Here is a 16,125-nt window from a genome sequence, read left to right on the forward strand (position 1 = left end):
CCCGTCAGGGCTCCCTCCTACGCCGGCGGGATGGCCGCTTTGCCGCCCATCCCGCGTATCCCCTTTTCGTGGCCTGCCGGGGACCGTGGGCCGCCTTTCGTCTGACAGGAATCTCCGTGACCTCTACCCCGCCCCGCCCCCTGCTGGTCGTCCGTCGCTCCGTTCGCGGAGGACTGGCCCATGGATGATTTCGTCCGCATCGTCGAGGTCGGCCCGCGCGACGGGCTGCAGAATGAAGCCCAGCCGGTCGCCACCGCCGACAAGATCGAACTGATCCGCCAGCTCTCGCTCACCGGGCTGCGCACCATCGAGGCCACCAGCTTCGTCAGCCCGCGCTGGGTGCCGCAGCTGGCCGACGCCGCCGAGGTCTACACCGGGATCGACCGTCGTCCCGGCATCGACTACCCGGTGCTGGTGCCCAACGAACAGGGCTACGACCGGGCCCGCGCGGTGGGCGTCCAGGAAGTGGCGGTGTTCACCGCCGCCTCGGAGACGTTCAACCGGACCAATACCAACGCCGGCATCGAAGAGTCGCTGGCGCGCTTCGCGCCGATCCTGGAGCGGGCCAAGGCTGACGGGGTCAAGGTGCGTGGCTACGTGTCCACCGTGCTCGGTTGCCCGTACCAGGGCGAGGTCGCGGTGAGCGAGGTGGTGCGCGTCGCCCGTGCGCTGCACGACATGGGCTGTTACGAAATCTCGCTCGGCGACACGATCGGCGTCGGCACGCCGCGCAAGGCACGCGCGATGCTCAAGGCCGTCGCCAGCGAGCTGCCGATGGCCGCGCTTGCCGTGCACTTCCACGACACCTATGGCCAGGCGTTGGCCAACATCGATGCCTGCCTGGACGAAGGCGTGCGCGTTGTCGACTCGGCGGTCTCCGGTGCGGGCGGCTGCCCGTATGCCAAGGGTGCCAGCGGCAACGTCGCCAGCGAGGATGTCGTCTACATGCTGCACGGCATCGGCATGCGCACCGGCATCGATCTGCCGGCGCTGGCCGCCACCGGGCGCTGGCTGGCCGCGCGCCTCGGGCGCGAGACCGGCAGCAAGGCTGGCAAGGCGCTGGCGGCGACATGAAAAGCGGCGGCCGGCGCAAGGACGCTGCGGTCGGTGATCACCTCACCGCCCACGTCCACGCGCTGGCCGCCCTGGAACGCGCACTGGCGCACTCGCCCGGTGAGTTGCGCGGCCTGCTCGAAGATGTCCAGCAGGCCCTGCAGGAAGCCATGGACGAGCGCCAGCTGGCCCTGCGTCGCTATGCCGCGCTGTTCGATGCGGTCCCGGACCCGGTCAGCATCCTCAGCGAACGCGGCGTGGTGCTGGACCTCAACAAGGCCGGCGTGCGCGCCTACGGCCGCCCCCGCGAGGAGATCGTAGGGCAGCCGATCGAGCTGTTGAACCCCGACCTGCCCGGCGACCATCTGGACCCGGTCTGGGAGGCCCTGCACCGGGGCGAAACCTATGTCATCGAAGTCACCAACATGCGCGGCGACGGCAGCCGGTTTCCCGTCGAGGTGCATTCCGCCGGCTTCGAACACCAGGGCGAGCACTGCATCGTGGCAGTGGCCCGGGATCTGAGCAGCCGCTGGCAGGCCGAATCGCGCTACCGGCTGCTGATGGAGTCGATCGACAAGGGCGTGATCCTGTTCGATCGCCAGCTGCGCGTCGTGTCCGCCAATCCGGCCGCTCACCGCATTCTCGGCACGGCCGGCAATGGCGGCAGCCTGCAGGCGATGCTGGCGCCGGAAGACTGGATCAGCGTGGACGAGCACGGCCACCCGCTCACCCGCGAGCAGTGGCCGGCCGCCGTGTCACTGCAGACCGGCCGCATCGTGCGCAGCACCATCGTCGGCCTGTACCACCGCCCGCGCGGACGGATGATCTGGATCTCCACCACCAACGTGCCGGTGTACGGCAACGGGCGCGATGCACCGGACCATGTGTTCGGTCTGTTCAGCGACATCACCGAACTCAAACGGAACAACACCCTGTTCGACCGCGCGCAGTCACTGGCGCACATCGGCGGCTGGGAGTGGGACCGTGGCCTGCAGCGCCTGTACCTGACCGACGAGGCGACCCGCATCCTCGGCCAGGCGCTGCCGATGCGCGACATGGCCGAGCTGCTCGAGTGCCTGCGCCTGGATGACCGTTCGCAGCTGCAGCAGGCACTGCTGGACGTGATCGACAAGCAGGTCTCTTTCGAGCTGGAACTGCAGGGCCAGCGCAGCGACGGTCACTCGTTCTGGGTGCGCATGATCGGCGAGGCCGAGGTCGGGGATGTGGATGCCGCGCGCATCGCCGGCACCGTGCAGGACATCACCGCACGCAAGCAGGCCGAGGAGACACTGCGCATCCAGGCGCGCACCGATCCCCTCACCGGAATCATGAACCGCGACGCGGTGCTCAATGATCTGGCCACGCGCATGGCCAACCCGACGCACTGCCGGGTCGCCGTGCTGTACATCGACCTGGACCGGTTCAAGATCGTCAACGATCTGCTCGGCCACAACGCCGGCGATGAACTGCTGATCGATGCCACCCGCCGCATCGCCACGGCGATCGGCACCGAAGGATTGCTGGCGCGGTTCGGCGGCGACGAGTTCCTGGTGGTCTGCGATACCCGCGACCAGGCCGACCAGCCCGAGCAGCTGGCCGAGGCCATCACCCGCGCCTTCAGCACGCCGTTCCGTTTCGGCGCCGACGAGTTTCCGGTGACCACCAGCATCGGCATCGCGCGCGCGCCGCAGGACGGACTGCGCCCGCAGCAGCTGATCCAGAACGCCGACATCGCCATGTACGACTGCAAGCGGCGCAGCCGCAACGGTTGGCAGGTATTCTCGCCCGAGCTGGCCCAGCGCCAGCACGATCGCCTGCAGATCGAGAGCCGCCTGCACCGCGCGCTGGACGACGATGAGTTCCATCTGGTGTACCAGCCGCAGGTCAACCTGCACAGCGGCCAGCTGATCGCCGCCGAGGCACTGATCCGCTGGCGCAACACCCAGCTGGGCGAGCTGCGCCCGGATATCTTCATCGGCCATGCCGAGACCACCGGCGACATCGTCCGGATCGGCCTGTGGGTGCTGCGCGAGGCGTGCCGGCAGGTACGCCGCTGGCAGGACGACGGGCTCGGCATCGTACGGGTGGCGGTCAACGTGTCCTACCGGCAGTTCGTCGGCGAAGACCTGGCCCGGCACGTGCGCGCGGTGCTGGATGAGTTCCACCTGCCCGGCAGCGCACTGGAGCTGGAATTCACCGAACGGGTGTTGATCGAGGACGCGCCGGACACCCTGCGCACCTTCGCGCAGCTGCGCGAGATGGGCGTGCTGCTCACCATCGACGACTTCGGCGAAGGCTACAGCGCGCTGAACTACCTGCGCCGGCTGCCGATCCACGGACTCAAACTGAGCCAGCTGTTCGTCGAGGGGGTCCCGGGCAACCGCTCGGATGTCGCCGTCTGCGAAGCCGTGTGCGGGATCGCCCGCAGCCTCGGACTGGGACTGGTCGCCGAGGGCATCGAATCGGAGGCTCAGCGCCAGTTCCTGCAGACACTGGGGGTCTCGGTCGGCCAGGGCTTCCTGTTCGCGCCGGGGCTGGCACCGGATGAGTTCGCCCGGCGGCTGGCGGCGCGCGCAAGGGTGGCCGTGGGCAGTGCACAACCGTGATCGCGACCGCTTCCGTTAGAATCGGCGGTTCTTGAACCAGCGGGATCGTGCAATGCAGCTGTCTTCTGTCCGCGCCGTCATCACCGGCGGTGTCTCCGGCCTCGGCTTGTCCGTGGCCCAGCACCTGGTCGCCCATGGCGCCAAGGTGGCCCTGTTCGATCTCAATGACGAGAAGGGTGCCGCGGCCGTGGCCGAACTGGGCCAGGCCAATGCGCGCTACTACAGCACCAACGTCAGCGATGAAGCCGCCGTGGCCGCGCAGATCGAGGCCGCCTGCGACTTCCTGGGCGGGCTGAACGTGGCGGTCAACTGCGCCGGCATCCTCGGTGCCGGCCGCGTGCTGGGCAAGGAAGCGCCGATGCCGCTGGCCAACTTCCAGGGCACGGTGATGGTCAACCTGGTCGGCAGCTTCAACGTCGCCAAGGCCGCCGCCAACCGCATGCAGCACAACACCCCGGGCGAGGACGGCGAGCGCGGCGTGATCATCAACACCGCCAGCGTGGCCGCCTATGAGGGCCAGATCGGCCAAGCCGCGTATGCCGCCTCCAAGGGCGGCGTGGTCAGCATGACCCTGCCGATGGCCCGCGAGCTGTCGCGCTTCGGCATCCGCGTGATGACCATCGCCCCCGGCATCTTCTGGACCCCGATGGTCGACGGCATGCCGCCGGCCGTGCAGGAATCGCTGGCCGCCTCCATCCCGTTCCCGCCGCGCCTGGGCAAGCCGGACGATTTCGCCGGCCTGGTCGCCTACATCCTGGGCAACACCTATCTCAACGGCGAGACCATCCGCCTTGACGGCGCCGTGCGTCTGGCGCCGAAGTAAGCGAGCACGCAACCCGTTGGGTGCCCGGTTCCGGCACCCGCCACCTCCACGAACCGACCTTCATTCCCATGAAAGCCAGCGACATCAAGAAAGGCAACGTCGTCGAATTCAACAACGGCGTCTACCAGATCCGCGACATCGAACGCAGCTCCCCGCAGGGCCGCGGCGGCAATGTCCGCTTCCGTTTCATCATGTACAGCGTGCCCGGCGGCAACAAGCTCGATTCCAGCTTCGATGCCGACGACAACCTGCCGGAAGTCGAACTGCTGCGCCGCCAGGCGACCTACTCGTACATGGACGGTGACGCGTTTGTCTTCCTGGACGACGAGGACTACACCCCGTACATGGTCGACGCGGACGTGCTCGGCGATGACGCCGGCTACATCACCGATGGCCTGACCGGCATCTACGTGCAGGTGATCGACGAGACCCCGGTGGGCGTACAGCTGCCGACCAGCGTGGTGCTGGAAGTGGTCGAGACCCCGCCGGAGCTCAAGGGCGGCACCGCCACCAAGCGCCCGAAGCCGGCCAAGCTCAGCACCGGCATCGAGATCATGGTGCCGGAGTACATCGCCAACGGCGAACGCGTGCTGGTCAACACCACCACCGGTGAATTCGCCGGCCGTGCCGACTAAGCGGTCCGCACCGACGGTCCTGCTCCTGCTGCTCGCGGCGTGCTCGCCGCGGGCAGTGGAGAGCGAGACGCTGGACCCCAACGCCGCGGCCGCCGCGGCAGCGGTCGATACCACCGGCAATGCACGCTGCGACGTGCCCGCCGAGCTGTTCGTGGCCGAAGACATCCGCATGTACTGCGCGATGCCGGGCGACGTGCAGGCGTTCCTGGGCCGCGAAAGCGCGTGCCAGCACTTCGCCGGCGAAGAAGCGTACGACGAGGACCGCGCCCGCGAACTGGCGTATGCGATCCATGAGTACTGCGACGACCGCGCCGGGCTGTTCAACCAGCTTCTGCAGCGCCATGCGGACAATTGCCTGGTGCACACCGAACTGATGCTGCTCGGCACCCGCAACGAACTGGTCCTGGATACGCGCAGCCGCGCGCTGCCCAATCCCTGCCCACGCGGCATGTGATGCGTCACCGGACGCGCATGCGCGCATCCGGTGACGACGGATCGATCAGGGCTTGGCCGCCAGCGAGGGCGCACCGGCAAAATCGCCGCAGCCGTGGTACTGGCGGGCGCCGACGGTCAGCATCGCGGTGGCCCCGAAGGCCTGCCCGCTCATGTCGTCCTGGCACACCGTGCGCTGGAAGGTCAGCTTGACCGGGGTGCCATCGGCGGCGGTACCGGACCAGCCATCACGGCCCTGAGTGGGGCTGGGAATCTCGAGCTTGCGCTCGCCGTAATCCATCTCGATGTGCAGCGCCGGCGTCGCGCCCGCACCGACCTGGGCCAGCCACCCGGGCTCGTTGCCGGTCGCGCGGAACCCGCCCGCCGCATCATCATCCGCATTGGCCGTGGCGTTGGCCGGCGGTGCTTCGCCGCCCTGCTCGCCGGTACCGGTGCAGGTGCGATCCGGTTCGCCCTTGAGGATCAGGATCCCGTCGGTGGTGCCCTTGGTCCAGAATTCGTTCCCCTGCCCATCGCCATACTTGGCACCGGACGCGGCCGGCTGCGACGACATCGCGAAGGTGCGGTCGCCCACCACCACCGTCGCCGAATCCTGGCCGCGGTAGGTGGCATGCACTTCCAGCTCGCCACAACGGAACGCGTAGCTGCGCTCATCTGCCGTGGAGGCATCGAGAGGGGGTGGCGCTTCGCTGCCGTCGGCGGCGGGGCTGCTCTCGGTGGCCGGTTGGCAGGCGGCGAGTACGCCGGTAACGGCCAGGCTCAACAACCAGGGAGATGCGCGCATGAGGAACTCCTTGCGATAACGTCGACAACACTTGATCGTACCTGCCGCGCCGTGAGGACAGGTGAAGCGGCGCTGACCCCGCCCGCCCCGCTGAACGCGCGGTTCAGTGCCACGGCAGCGATGCGGGGAGCACGCACATCGACAGCAGATGCACGCCGGGCGCGGTGCTGCTGCGCGCCCAGACCCGCAGCAGGCGCATTGCGTGCAGGCGTGTGCCATGGTCGCCGTCAAGGTGCACACGCACCTCGCCGGTGACCAGCACCATTCCCCCGCAGGCCAGGTGTTCGGTGGCACGGCGCTCGATCGCAGCGATCCGCAAACGCTGCTCGGCCCAGCTTGCCAACAACGGGGACGCATCCTGGCGGTGGCCGTCGTGGTCGGTCAGGAACAGCGCCGGCGACAGCAGCGCGCGCACCTGCTGCGGCTGCCACTGGACCAGCGCATCCCAGAGCCGCGCCTCGGCTGCCTCGACGTGTGCCGGTTGCAGCAGCGTGGTCATGGGTGCACCCGCCATCGTCGCAGCCTCATGCGACTGCCGCGCACGCGCCGTGTCTCGTTCGCCGCCCCAAGGGCAGGCATCCATCTGGAGTTCTTCATCCGCAGCACCGGGCCGGAACACCGGCTGAAATCACGATGGCGGCAGTCTGCGCGGCCACGGTGGGGTTTCGATGGAGGAAGTGTGGAGATACGATGGAGCACAAGCACCTTCCGGCCCTGCCCTGCATGCCCGCCTCCGATTCACCCGGCGCCCCTACCGCGCGCTGGGATCATTCGCTCAACGCCCTGGTCCTGATTGTCGAGGACGAACCCGAGATCGCCGACATCGTCGCGGCCTACCTGGCCCGCGAAGGCCTGCGCACGCTGCGCGCGCAGGACGGCCTCAGCGCCCTCGCCCTGCATCGCAGCGCGCGGCCGGACCTGGTCCTGCTCGACGTGCAGATGCCGGGCATGGACGGCTGGACCGTGCTCAACACGCTGCGCCAGCGCGGCGATACGCCGGTGATCATGTTGACCGCGCTGGACCAGGACCTGGACAAGCTCACCGCGCTGCGGATGGGCGCGGACGATTACGTGGTCAAACCGTTCAACCCAGCCGAAGTGGCCGCGCGGGTGCGTGCGGTGCTGCGCCGTACCTTGAATGCGCCGCGCCCGAGCGCACCGGAGATCCTGCGCGTGGGCAGCTTGGTGATCGATCCGGCGCACCACGCCGTGCATGTCGAAGGCGATGGCTACAGCCACGAACTGCTGCTCACCCTGACCGAATACAAACTGCTGCACTGCATGGCGCTGGCACCGATGCGCATCTTCAGCCGCAGCGAACTCATGCACGCGTGCCTGCCGGAAAGCGAAGCGCTGGAGCGCACCGTGGACAGCCACGTCAGCAAGCTCCGGCGCAAACTCGATGATGTCGGCCTGGCCAACGTGCCGGCCAGCGTGCGCGGCGTCGGCTACCGGCTGGCGGCGGACCATTGATGCGCCGCTCGGGCCTGAGCCGGCACATCGTGCTGTCGATGTCGATGATGGTGCTGGCGGTCATCGTGATGGTGATCCTCAGCTCCTACCTGCTGTATGCCGTGCTGGTGGCGTTCTACCCCGGTGCCGCCGAGGAGTCGGCCAGCTGGGTGCCCAGCGGCCCCGAGCTGGTCTGGATGGTGGGCGTGACCCTGATCGGGCTCACCCTGGCCGTCGCCGCCTCGGTGCGACTGTCCCAGCGCATCCTGACCCCGCTCAATGCGGTGGTGGACAGCATCGGCCGGCTCGCCGATGGCGACCTGGGCGCGCGCGCCGCGATCAGTGATCGCTCGCTCGGCGAAGTAGCGCTGCTGGTGGACGACTTCAACGCGATGGCGCGCCGGCTGCAGAACATCGAGGCCGACCGGGTGATGTGGCATGCGGCGATCGCGCACGAGCTGCGCACGCCGGTCACCATCCTGCGCGGCCGCCTGCAGGGCCTGGCCGAAGGCGTGTTCGCCCCGGATGAAGGCCAGTTCCGCAGCCTGCTGGCCCAGGTCGAAGGGCTGTCGCGGCTGATCGAGGACCTGCGCGTGCTGAGCCTGGCCGACAGCGCCCGCCTGGATGTCCGCCGCGCCCGCAACGATGTGGTGCAGGAGGTGCAGTCGGTGATGACCCTGGTCGACCCGGGCTTCCGCAGCAGCGGCTTCGTGCTGGAGCTGGAAACCTCGCGCGAGGAGCATCCGGCGCATTGCGACCCGACCCGGGTCCGCCAGGCGCTGCTGGCGCTGCTGGAGAATGCGCGGCGCTACGCCACGCCCGGCAGGGTCCGCATCGCCGTGCACGACACCGCCACCCACGTACAGATCGCCATCGACGACGAAGGTCCCGGCATCGATGCGCCGCTGCGTGAGCAGATCTTCGATCCGTTCCTGCGCGGCGATGGCTCGCGCTCGCGTCAGCGCGGTGGCAGCGGGCTGGGGCTGGCGGTGGTCAAGGCAATCGCCGATGCGCATGGCGGCCATGTGGCCTGCACAGCCAGCACGCTGGGCGGCGCGCGCTTCGTCATCGAGCTGCCGCGGCAGTGACGCCGTCTTCCCGGGCCAGTTCGCGCATCCGCGCGCCGAGCCGGGCCAGCGAGCTGTCGATCGTGGCCAGCTCGCGTTGCTGCCGCACCGGCAGGCGTTGCTTCAACTGCCGTTGCAGCGCCTTCCAGGCCGGCGCGCCCTGCGCACTGAGCTGTGCTGCAGCTTCGGCGGCCATCGCGCGCTCATCGGCGGAGGGCAGACCGTAGCCTCCACCCTTCACCAGGGCCGCCGGGCTGACCAGCTGCCCGGTGTCCTCGAGCAACGCGCGCAGCGTGTCGCGCGCCGCGGGATCGCCCGCGTCCGGATCGCCGAGCAGCCGCTTCAGGACATCGCGCGCACGGAGTTCTTCGCGGCGCAGTGCCGCCTGTTCCAGCAACAACAGGGCCGCCGTGGCGCGCAGATCGCCCTGCTCCACCCAGCGTGCCCGCTCACTGGCCGGCTGCCGCAACCAGTCGCCGACGTTCGCCGTGCCCAGCGGCAGCTGCCGGCGGGCGACATCGAACAGCTGCTGGTAATGCGCTTCCGCCGACGCGAAGTAATAGCCCTGCCGGGTCGCCTGCCCCCGATCGTCCAGCACGCTGGCATCCGCCACGCCCAGCCGCTCCAGACGGGTCAGCAGGCCGCGCGGGGTGAGCCGGTTCAAACCGGGCGACGCCAGGCGCGGCACGCCTTCCTGCAGCAGCTTGCCGGTTTCCACCGCGCAGTTGTTGCTGACGAACAGATAGCGCCCGTCGTAGCTCCAGTGCACCTGCGCGACACGCTCGAGCAGGCTGGCGATGTCCTGCTCATCCATCGCCAAAGGCACCGAGGAAAGCCCCCGCAGTTCGAGCTGGGTGTATTCGTTGATGACCTGGTTGAGCGGCAGCACGAACAGACGCGAGGGATAGGCACCGGTCAGCCCGCGCCAGCTGGAAATCTGCACATCGCCGACGAAAGCGCGGTAGGACAGCACGCGGTGATGGGACAGGTCCATCCGGCAGGCCGGCCCGCGTGGTCGTCCCGGCGCGCAGATCACCAGCCGCAGCATGCTGTGGCCCCAGCGGCTCATCAGCTGGTCATTGCCCTCGGCGAGCAGGTAGTCGACGCCGTAAACCCGCGCTGGATCCAGCTCGAGCAGCGTCGCAGCGCCCGCCTCCTCTTCGGCCTGCATCAGCGGCAGACGGGCGTCGCAGTCGACCGCGTGCGCGGTCGGCCCCAGGTGCTCGGCGAACCACGCGGCGACGGCCGGTCGACGGCAGGCGTACCCGGGATCGAGCAGCAGATGCTCGGCGTTGACCGCCAGGAACTCGGCCGGGCTGGCACGCTCGTAATCATCGGGGCTGCGCCCGCTGAAGGCGTTGCCGGTGCGGCCGAGTTTCCACGGGCGTCGTTGCCAGCCGGCCAGATCGCGCAGCCGCGCGTCGCGTGACCAGCCGCCCTGCGACGAACGGTCCAGCACGTGGGTCAGTTCATGGATCAGTGCCGCCTCGAGCGGGCGCGGCAATGGTTGATCCTCCCGCACGCTGTCGAGCAGTGCGCGCTGCAGGGTGATCGTGCCGTTGCGGGCACGGCCGTGCACATGGGCCGGCAGCGCGTCCGACCAGCGGACCAGGACCGGCTGCTGGAACCGTGCCTGCCACCCGGAAGGAAGGCGCGTGCGCACCTGCTGCAGGGCGCGCTCGGCGGCGACGATCTGCGCCGTGTTCAATCCCTGCGGCTGCAGTTCCAGCTGCAGCGCGGCGTGCGCCCAAGGCGCGGCCAGCCACGCGATCAGGACCGCCCAGCGCCAGCGGCGGACCTGACCGGCGGGTTGCATCAGCGTGCCAGCAGGGTCCTGGCCAGCGCCATGTCACTGGCCTGCTGCGCGGCACCCTGCTCGCGCAGGTGCAGCAGCGCCGCTTCCAGGCGTGCGCCACGGATGGCGCCGTCGCTGGCCACGAAGGCCGCGGCATCATCACGCGCATCGAGCACGATCTTGTCATCGCCCGAGCTGGACGAACCGGCCGAGGACGCGCCGGATGCGGAGCCGGCGGAGCTGCCGGCAAAACTGGACGCCATCGCAGACAGCGGCAGGGCAAGCACGGCAAGAAGCAGGATCGGACGCATCATCAGGGTGTCGTTCGTGGTGGAAAGCACAGAGCGTATAGGCTGCGTGAAATCCTGTCTTGTCTCAGAGGTCGAAGACCTTGCCGGGATTCAGCAGCGCTTGGGGATCAAACGCGCGTTTGACCGCCTTCATCAAGACGATTTCCGCGGCGCTGCGGGTGCTGTCCAGATAGCCCTTCTTGACCAGGCCGATCCCGTGCTCGGCCGAAATGCTGCCGTCGAACCGGCTCAGCACGCCGGCGAGGAGCTTGGTGACATGCTCGCACTGGGTCAGGAACTCGGCATCGGCGGTGTCGTCCGGCTTGAGCACGTTGATGTGCAGGTTGCCGTCGCCGATGTGCCCGAACCAGACCACGTCGAACTGCGGGTACGCCTGCCCGATCAGCGCCTGGGTTTCGGCGAGAAACGCCGGCATCGCCGAGATCCGCACCGAAACATCGTTCTTGTAGGGTTTGTAGCGCGCCACCGCCTCGGTGATGCCTTCGCGCAGCCGCCACAGCTGCGCGGCCTGCGCATCGCTCTGGCTGACCACGCCATCGCTGACCCAGCCGTGCGTCATGCAGTCTTCGAAGGCGGCCATCGCGGCGGCTTCCTGGGCCTCATCGCCGGCAGCGAATTCGGTCACCACGTAATACGGATGCACCTCATCGAACGGTGCCTGCGCACCGTGCGCCAGCACGTGCTCGAGCGCGCGGTCGGTGAAGAATTCGAAGGCCTGCAGCTGCAGCCGTTCGCGGAACGCGGCAAACACCTGCATCAGCACCTCGAACGAGGGCAGCGCCAGCAGCATCACGTTGCTGGCCGGCGGCGGGTCGGTGAGCTTCAGGGTCGCTTCCACGATGACGCCCAGCGTGCCTTCCGAGCCGATCAGCAGCTGGCGGAAGTCGTAGCCGCTGGAATTCTTGATCAGGCCCTTGTTGAGCTCGACCCGCTCCCCGGCCATGGTCACCACCGTCAGGCCGGCGATCCACTCACGGGTATTGCCGTAACGGATCACGCGGATGCCGCCGGCATTGGTGGCGATGTTGCCGCCGATCGAGCACGACCCGCGCGCGGCGAAATCCACCGGGTAGATCAGCCCGTGCTCGAGCGCCGTGTTGTGGACCGCCTCCAGCGGCATGCCGGCCTGCACGGTCAGGGTGCGGTCGACGGCATCGAAGGCCAGCGGCTTGTTCATCCGTTCCAGGCTGAGCACCAGTTCCCCATGGGCTGCCACGGCGCCACCGGACAGGCCGGTCCGGCCGCCGGAGGGCACCACCGCCACGTTGCGGGCACTGGCCCAGCGCAGGATCGCCTGCACCTCCTCGACCGTGCCCGGCAGCGCGATCGCCAGCGGCGCCGGCGTCCAGCGGCGGGTCCAGTCGCGGCCGTAGTGCTCCAGATCGGCCGGATCGGTCTTCAGGCGCAGCCCGGGGCAATCGTGCAACAGCGAATCAAGGCGCGGATCGGTCATGGGGCGTCTGGCAGTGCCGGGGGAGCCCGCAAGCCTGCCAGCCGCTACCGGCCGCGTCCAGTCGCCAGGGCGTCGATCGCCCTCGCCAGCCCTACCTAAATAGGTGCATCTGAAACTGTCTGGCCATCGATTGGCGCACCGCACCATGGGCGCCGGCTTCTGGCATAGTTGGGGGCTCCCGCCGCCACACGTCGCACGCCGCCCATGTCGCCGAAAAAGACCTCGTTCCCGAAGCAGGATATCCGCGTACTGTTGCTCGAGGGGGTCAGCCAGACCGCGATCGACGTGTTCACCGCGGCCGGCTATTCGCAGATCGAACTGCACAGCAAGGCGCTGCCCGAAGACGAACTCAAGGCCCGGATCGCCGAGGCCCACATCGTCGGCATCCGCTCGCGCACCCAGCTGAGCGCGGACGTGCTGGTGCATGCCAAGCGCCTGATGGCGGTCGGCTGTTTCTGCATCGGCACCAACCAGGTCGACCTGGAGGCGGCGGAACTGGCCGGCATCCCGGTGTTCAACGCGCCCTACTCCAACACCCGCAGCGTGGCCGAGCTGGTGATCGCCGAGGCGATCATGCTGACCCGCGGCATCCCGCAGAAGAATGCCGAGTGCCATCGCGGTGGCTGGTCCAAATCAGCGGCGGGCAGCCACGAGGTGCGCGGCAAGACGCTGGGCATCATCGGCTATGGCCACATCGGCACCCAGGTCGGCGTGATGGCCGAGGCGATGGGCATGCAGGTGATCTTCCACGATGTGGAAACCAAGCTCTCGCTGGGCAATGCCCGGGCAGCGATCAGCCTGGACGACCTGCTGGCGCGCGCCGACATCGTGACCGTGCACGTGCCCGAAACCCCGGCCACGCAGTGGATGATCGGCGCCGATGAACTGGCGCGGATGCGACCTGGCGCGCACCTGATCAATGCGGCACGCGGCACCGTGGTCGACATCGATGCGCTGGATGCGGCGCTGCGCTCGGGCCATCTCGGCGGCGCGGCGCTGGACGTGTTCCCGGTCGAGCCCAAGGGCAACGGCGATGCCTTCGTCTCCCCGCTGACCGCCCACGACAACGTGATCCTGACCCCGCACGTGGGCGGCAGCACGCTGGAAGCGCAGGACAACATCGGCGTGGAAGTGGCGGCGAAGCTGGTCCGCTACAGCGACAACGGCAGCACCCTCTCGGCGGTCAACTTCCCGGAAGTGACCCTGCCCGAGCACGCCGAGAGCCTGCGCCTGCTGCACATCCACCAGAACGTGCCGGGCGTGCTGTCCAGGGTCAACGAGATCTTCTCGCGCCACAACGTCAACATCGACGGCCAGTTCCTGCGCACCGATCCGAAGGTCGGCTACGTGGTGATCGACATCACCGCCAGCGAAGCCCAGGCCGGCGCGGTGCGCGACGAGCTGGCGGCGATCCCGGGCACGCTGCGCACCCGTGTGCTTTATTAACGCGCCAGCCAGCGCTTGGCCATGCGCGGGAGGGAATCGTCCCCATCCGGGGTCTCGATCGCCGCGTTGGCCACGTCACGGATATCGCGCCAGGCCAGTGCCAGCGACTCTTCGCTGACCGCGAACTGCTCGCTGCCCAGCGCCCGCACCACGTAGCGGGCGTCGTAATGCCAATGCCCGGGCACGTCCCTGCGTTCGGGAATCCAGTGCTTGTCGATGTCGAACAGTTCGCCATCCTCCAGCACCAGCGCGGTCAGCCCGGACTCTTCCTCGGCCTCCTTCAGCGCGACCTGGGCCAGATCGCGCTCGCCGTCGGCATGGCCGCCCAGCTGCAGCCAGCGGTCCAGCTTGCGGTGGTGGGTCAGCAGCACGCGCTGCCCGTCGGCGCTGACCAGCCACGCGCTGCCGGTGAAGTGCCCGGCCAGGCGCTCGCGCAGGAACGGGTTTTCCGGATCGTCCAGCAATGTGCTGAATTCGTCAGCGAGCGCCGCGTCCCCGGGGTGTCGGCGGGCGTAGGCGTCAAGCTGACTGCGCAGGGCAGCGTCAGGAACGGCAATGGATTCGGGGTTCAACGACATGGCAGGCGCGGGCATCGTGCGGATTTGGCCGATTATCGCTCGGCCATGCTGCATTTGTGCTTGTACAGCGGCTTCAGCTTTGGCTAAGGTACAGCGGGCCCCGCACCGCTGGGGCGCCCAGTCGCCATCAGGGCGTGCGGCAATGTACCGCGCGCCTCACCTTTGTTCATTTAGGGAAGCACTGCATGCTGAAGTCTCTGTTGAGGGTCAAACCGGTCGCACCGGCACCGCACGTCGATGCCGGCGAGCCCATCGAAGGCAGCCTGGACGGCGAGCCCACACTGAAACGGACCCTCACAGCGAAACACCTCATCCTGCTCGGCATCGGTGCGGTGATCGGTGCCGGCATCTTCGTGCTCACCGGTCAGGCTGCGGCGAACCACGCCGGCCCTGCGGTGATGCTGTCGTTCGTGTTCGCCGGCTTCGCCTGCGCACTGGCCGGCCTGTGCTACGCGGAGTTCGCGGCGATGATGCCGGTCTCCGGCAGCGCCTACTCCTATTCTTACGCCACCCTCGGCGAGGGCATGGCCTGGTTCATCGGCTGGTGCCTGGTGCTGGAGTACCTGTTCGCCTCGGCCTCGGTCGCGGTGGGCTGGTCGGCGTACCTGATCAGCTTCATCACCACCACGCTCAACATGCCGTTCCCGGACGCGCTGAGCGCCGCGCCCATCGCCTGGACCGGCCATGAGTTCATCGCCTCCGGCAAGCTGTTCAACCTGCCGGCGGTGCTGATCGTGGCGGCCGTTTCCGGCCTGCTGTACGTCGGCGTGACCCAGTCGGCCTTCGTCAACGCGATCATCGTGGCGATCAAGGTCACCGTGATCTGTCTGTTCATCGGTTTCGGTGCGGCGCATCTGGACCCGGCCAACTGGACCCCGTTCATCCCGGAGAACACCGGCGTGCCGGGTGAGTTCGGCTGGAGCGGGGTGTTCCGTGCGGCGACCATCGTGTTCTTCGCCTACATCGGCTTCGACGCGGTCTCCACCGCCGCCGGCGAAACCAAGGATCCGCAGCGCAACATGCCGATCGGCCTGCTCGGCTCGCTGGCCGTGTGCACCATCGTCTACATCATCGTCTGCGCCGTGCTGACCGGCATGATGCCATACCACCTGCTGGGCACCGACAAGCCGGTCGCCACCGCGCTGGAGCCCTACCCGACCCTGTCCTGGCTCAAGACCGCGGTGGAAATCGGCGCGATCGCCGGCCTGTCCTCGGTGGTGCTGGTGATGATGATGGGCCAGACCCGCATCGCCTACACGATCTCCCGCGACGGCCTGCTGCCGAAGATCTTCGGCAAGGTGCACAAGCGCTTCCGCACCCCGTACTGGAGCACGATCGTGGTGGGTGCCGTCGCAGCCACCCTGGCCGGCACCGTGCCGCTGAACGTGCTCGGCGAGCTGGTCTCGATGGGCACGCTGCTGGCATTCGCCACGGTCTGCATCGGCGTGCTGATCCTGCGCTACACGCGCCCGGAGCTGGAGCGTCCGTTCCGCGTGCCGCTGGTGTGGGTGATCTGCCCGCTGGGCGCGCTGGCCTGTCTGTTCCTGTTCTACCAGGCGTTCGTGGTGCACTGGCACCTGTTCGTGGCGTGGACCCTGCTGGGTCTGTGCATCTACTTCGGCTACGGCATCCGCCACAGCAAGCTGAACAAAAAGAACGCCTGAATGCT

At 68.4% G+C, this 16,125-nt stretch carries 15 protein-coding genes; 9 read left to right on the forward strand and 6 right to left on the reverse strand.

Annotated elements, in window-relative coordinates:
* Positions 1-180: 180 nt before the first annotated feature.
* The 5 genes from HDC96_RS05270 to HDC96_RS05290 all read left to right on the forward strand — a co-directional run bounded on the left by HDC96_RS05270 (position 181) and on the right by HDC96_RS05290 (position 5,571).
* Entirely contained in the window at positions 181-1,074 is an 894-nt protein-coding gene (locus HDC96_RS05270) for a hydroxymethylglutaryl-CoA lyase (protein ID WP_179459052.1), read from the forward strand.
* Positions 1,071-3,659, forward strand: a complete 2,589-nt coding sequence (locus HDC96_RS05275) for an EAL domain-containing protein (protein WP_179459053.1) — start codon at positions 1,071-1,073, stop codon at positions 3,657-3,659. Before HDC96_RS05270 ends, HDC96_RS05275 begins: the two co-directional genes overlap by 4 nt.
* Before the next feature lie 52 nt (positions 3,660-3,711).
* Positions 3,712-4,482: an SDR family NAD(P)-dependent oxidoreductase gene (locus HDC96_RS05280; RefSeq protein WP_176989098.1), complete on the forward strand. Its 771-nt coding sequence runs from the start codon at positions 3,712-3,714 to the stop codon at positions 4,480-4,482.
* 68 nt (positions 4,483-4,550) lie between these two features.
* Complete coding sequence (gene yeiP / locus HDC96_RS05285; protein ID WP_121036675.1) at positions 4,551-5,117, forward strand: elongation factor P-like protein YeiP; 567 nt, start codon at positions 4,551-4,553, stop codon at positions 5,115-5,117.
* A complete protein-coding gene (locus HDC96_RS05290) occupies positions 5,107-5,571 on the forward strand; it encodes a hypothetical protein (protein ID WP_179459054.1) in 465 nt (154 codons plus the stop codon). The genes yeiP and HDC96_RS05290 overlap by 11 nt, the downstream gene beginning before the upstream one ends.
* 45 nt (positions 5,572-5,616) lie before the next feature.
* On the opposite strand, the gene HDC96_RS05295 is transcribed toward HDC96_RS05290, so the two are convergent.
* Together HDC96_RS05295 and HDC96_RS05300 are read right to left on the reverse strand one after the other, a co-directional pair.
* Positions 5,617-6,354, reverse strand: coding sequence for an MliC family protein (locus HDC96_RS05295; RefSeq protein WP_179459055.1), 738 nt, complete (start codon positions 6,352-6,354; stop codon positions 5,617-5,619).
* A gap of 103 nt (positions 6,355-6,457) precedes the next feature.
* Positions 6,458-6,853 carry a nuclear transport factor 2 family protein gene (locus tag HDC96_RS05300; RefSeq protein ID WP_179459056.1) on the reverse strand — a complete coding sequence of 132 codons (396 nt, stop codon included), beginning with the start codon at positions 6,851-6,853 and terminating at the stop codon, positions 6,458-6,460.
* A gap of 224 nt (positions 6,854-7,077) precedes the next feature.
* Here HDC96_RS05300 and HDC96_RS05305 point away from each other — a divergent pair, with 224 nt between their 5' ends.
* Positions 7,078-7,827, forward strand: coding sequence for a response regulator (locus HDC96_RS05305; RefSeq protein WP_179459626.1), 750 nt, complete (start codon positions 7,078-7,080; stop codon positions 7,825-7,827).
* On the forward strand, positions 7,827-8,894 hold the full coding sequence (locus tag HDC96_RS05310) for an ATP-binding protein (protein ID WP_179459057.1): 1,068 nt from the start codon (positions 7,827-7,829) through the stop codon (positions 8,892-8,894). The genes HDC96_RS05305 and HDC96_RS05310 overlap by 1 nt, the downstream gene beginning before the upstream one ends.
* Here the strand turns inward: HDC96_RS05310 and HDC96_RS05315 are convergent.
* The 3 genes from HDC96_RS05315 to HDC96_RS05325 all read right to left on the reverse strand — a co-directional run bounded on the left by HDC96_RS05315 (position 8,872) and on the right by HDC96_RS05325 (position 12,432).
* Positions 8,872-10,689, reverse strand: coding sequence for a DUF4105 domain-containing protein (locus tag HDC96_RS05315; protein WP_179459058.1), 1,818 nt, complete (start codon positions 10,687-10,689; stop codon positions 8,872-8,874). The two genes, HDC96_RS05310 and HDC96_RS05315, sit on opposite strands and share 23 nt — an antisense overlap.
* A complete protein-coding gene (locus tag HDC96_RS05320) occupies positions 10,689-10,982 on the reverse strand; it encodes a DUF2388 domain-containing protein (protein WP_176989104.1) in 294 nt (97 codons plus the stop codon). Before HDC96_RS05320 ends, HDC96_RS05315 begins: the two co-directional genes overlap by 1 nt.
* A gap of 61 nt (positions 10,983-11,043) precedes the next feature.
* A complete protein-coding gene (locus HDC96_RS05325; RefSeq protein ID WP_179459059.1) occupies positions 11,044-12,432 on the reverse strand; it encodes an FAD-binding oxidoreductase in 1,389 nt (462 codons plus the stop codon).
* A 204-nt stretch (positions 12,433-12,636) separates the two neighbouring features.
* Here HDC96_RS05325 and serA point away from each other — a divergent pair, with 204 nt between their 5' ends.
* Positions 12,637-13,878, forward strand: coding sequence for a phosphoglycerate dehydrogenase (gene serA / locus HDC96_RS05330; protein ID WP_179459060.1), 1,242 nt, complete (start codon positions 12,637-12,639; stop codon positions 13,876-13,878).
* Here the strand turns inward: serA and HDC96_RS05335 are convergent.
* Positions 13,875-14,456 carry an NUDIX hydrolase gene (locus HDC96_RS05335; RefSeq protein WP_179459061.1) on the reverse strand — a complete coding sequence of 194 codons (582 nt, stop codon included), beginning with the start codon at positions 14,454-14,456 and terminating at the stop codon, positions 13,875-13,877. The genes serA and HDC96_RS05335 overlap by 4 nt on opposite strands.
* A 185-nt stretch (positions 14,457-14,641) precedes the next feature.
* On the opposite strand from HDC96_RS05335, the gene HDC96_RS05340 reads away from it, so the two are divergent.
* Positions 14,642-16,120 carry an amino acid permease gene (locus HDC96_RS05340; protein ID WP_179459062.1) on the forward strand — a complete coding sequence of 493 codons (1,479 nt, stop codon included), beginning with the start codon at positions 14,642-14,644 and terminating at the stop codon, positions 16,118-16,120.
* Positions 16,121-16,125: the final 5 nt, after the last annotated feature.

This window comes from Stenotrophomonas sp. JAI102 (genome assembly GCF_013409105.1).
Classification (GTDB): Bacteria; Pseudomonadota; Gammaproteobacteria; order Xanthomonadales; family Xanthomonadaceae; genus Stenotrophomonas; species Stenotrophomonas maltophilia_AA.

Coding starts and splice junctions, on each gene's coding strand:
- HDC96_RS05300 (WP_179459056.1), bottom strand. CDS start 6,853: ATGACCACGCTGCTGCAACCGGCACACGTCGAGGCAGCCGAGGCGCGG.
- HDC96_RS05275 (WP_179459053.1), top strand. CDS start 1,071: ATGAAAAGCGGCGGCCGGCGCAAGGACGCTGCGGTCGGTGATCACCTC.
- HDC96_RS05310 (WP_179459057.1), top strand. CDS start 7,827: ATGCGCCGCTCGGGCCTGAGCCGGCACATCGTGCTGTCGATGTCGATG.
- HDC96_RS05320 (WP_176989104.1), bottom strand. CDS start 10,982: ATGATGCGTCCGATCCTGCTTCTTGCCGTGCTTGCCCTGCCGCTGTCT.
- serA (WP_179459060.1), top strand. CDS start 12,637: ATGTCGCCGAAAAAGACCTCGTTCCCGAAGCAGGATATCCGCGTACTG.
- HDC96_RS05340 (WP_179459062.1), top strand. CDS start 14,642: ATGCTGAAGTCTCTGTTGAGGGTCAAACCGGTCGCACCGGCACCGCAC.
- HDC96_RS05280 (WP_176989098.1), top strand. CDS start 3,712: ATGCAGCTGTCTTCTGTCCGCGCCGTCATCACCGGCGGTGTCTCCGGC.
- HDC96_RS05295 (WP_179459055.1), bottom strand. CDS start 6,354: ATGCGCGCATCTCCCTGGTTGTTGAGCCTGGCCGTTACCGGCGTACTC.
- HDC96_RS05305 (WP_179459626.1), top strand. CDS start 7,078: ATGCCCGCCTCCGATTCACCCGGCGCCCCTACCGCGCGCTGGGATCAT.
- HDC96_RS05315 (WP_179459058.1), bottom strand. CDS start 10,689: ATGCAACCCGCCGGTCAGGTCCGCCGCTGGCGCTGGGCGGTCCTGATC.
- HDC96_RS05325 (WP_179459059.1), bottom strand. CDS start 12,432: ATGACCGATCCGCGCCTTGATTCGCTGTTGCACGATTGCCCCGGGCTG.
- HDC96_RS05270 (WP_179459052.1), top strand. CDS start 181: ATGGATGATTTCGTCCGCATCGTCGAGGTCGGCCCGCGCGACGGGCTG.
- HDC96_RS05335 (WP_179459061.1), bottom strand. CDS start 14,456: ATGTCGTTGAACCCCGAATCCATTGCCGTTCCTGACGCTGCCCTGCGC.
- yeiP (WP_121036675.1), top strand. CDS start 4,551: ATGAAAGCCAGCGACATCAAGAAAGGCAACGTCGTCGAATTCAACAAC.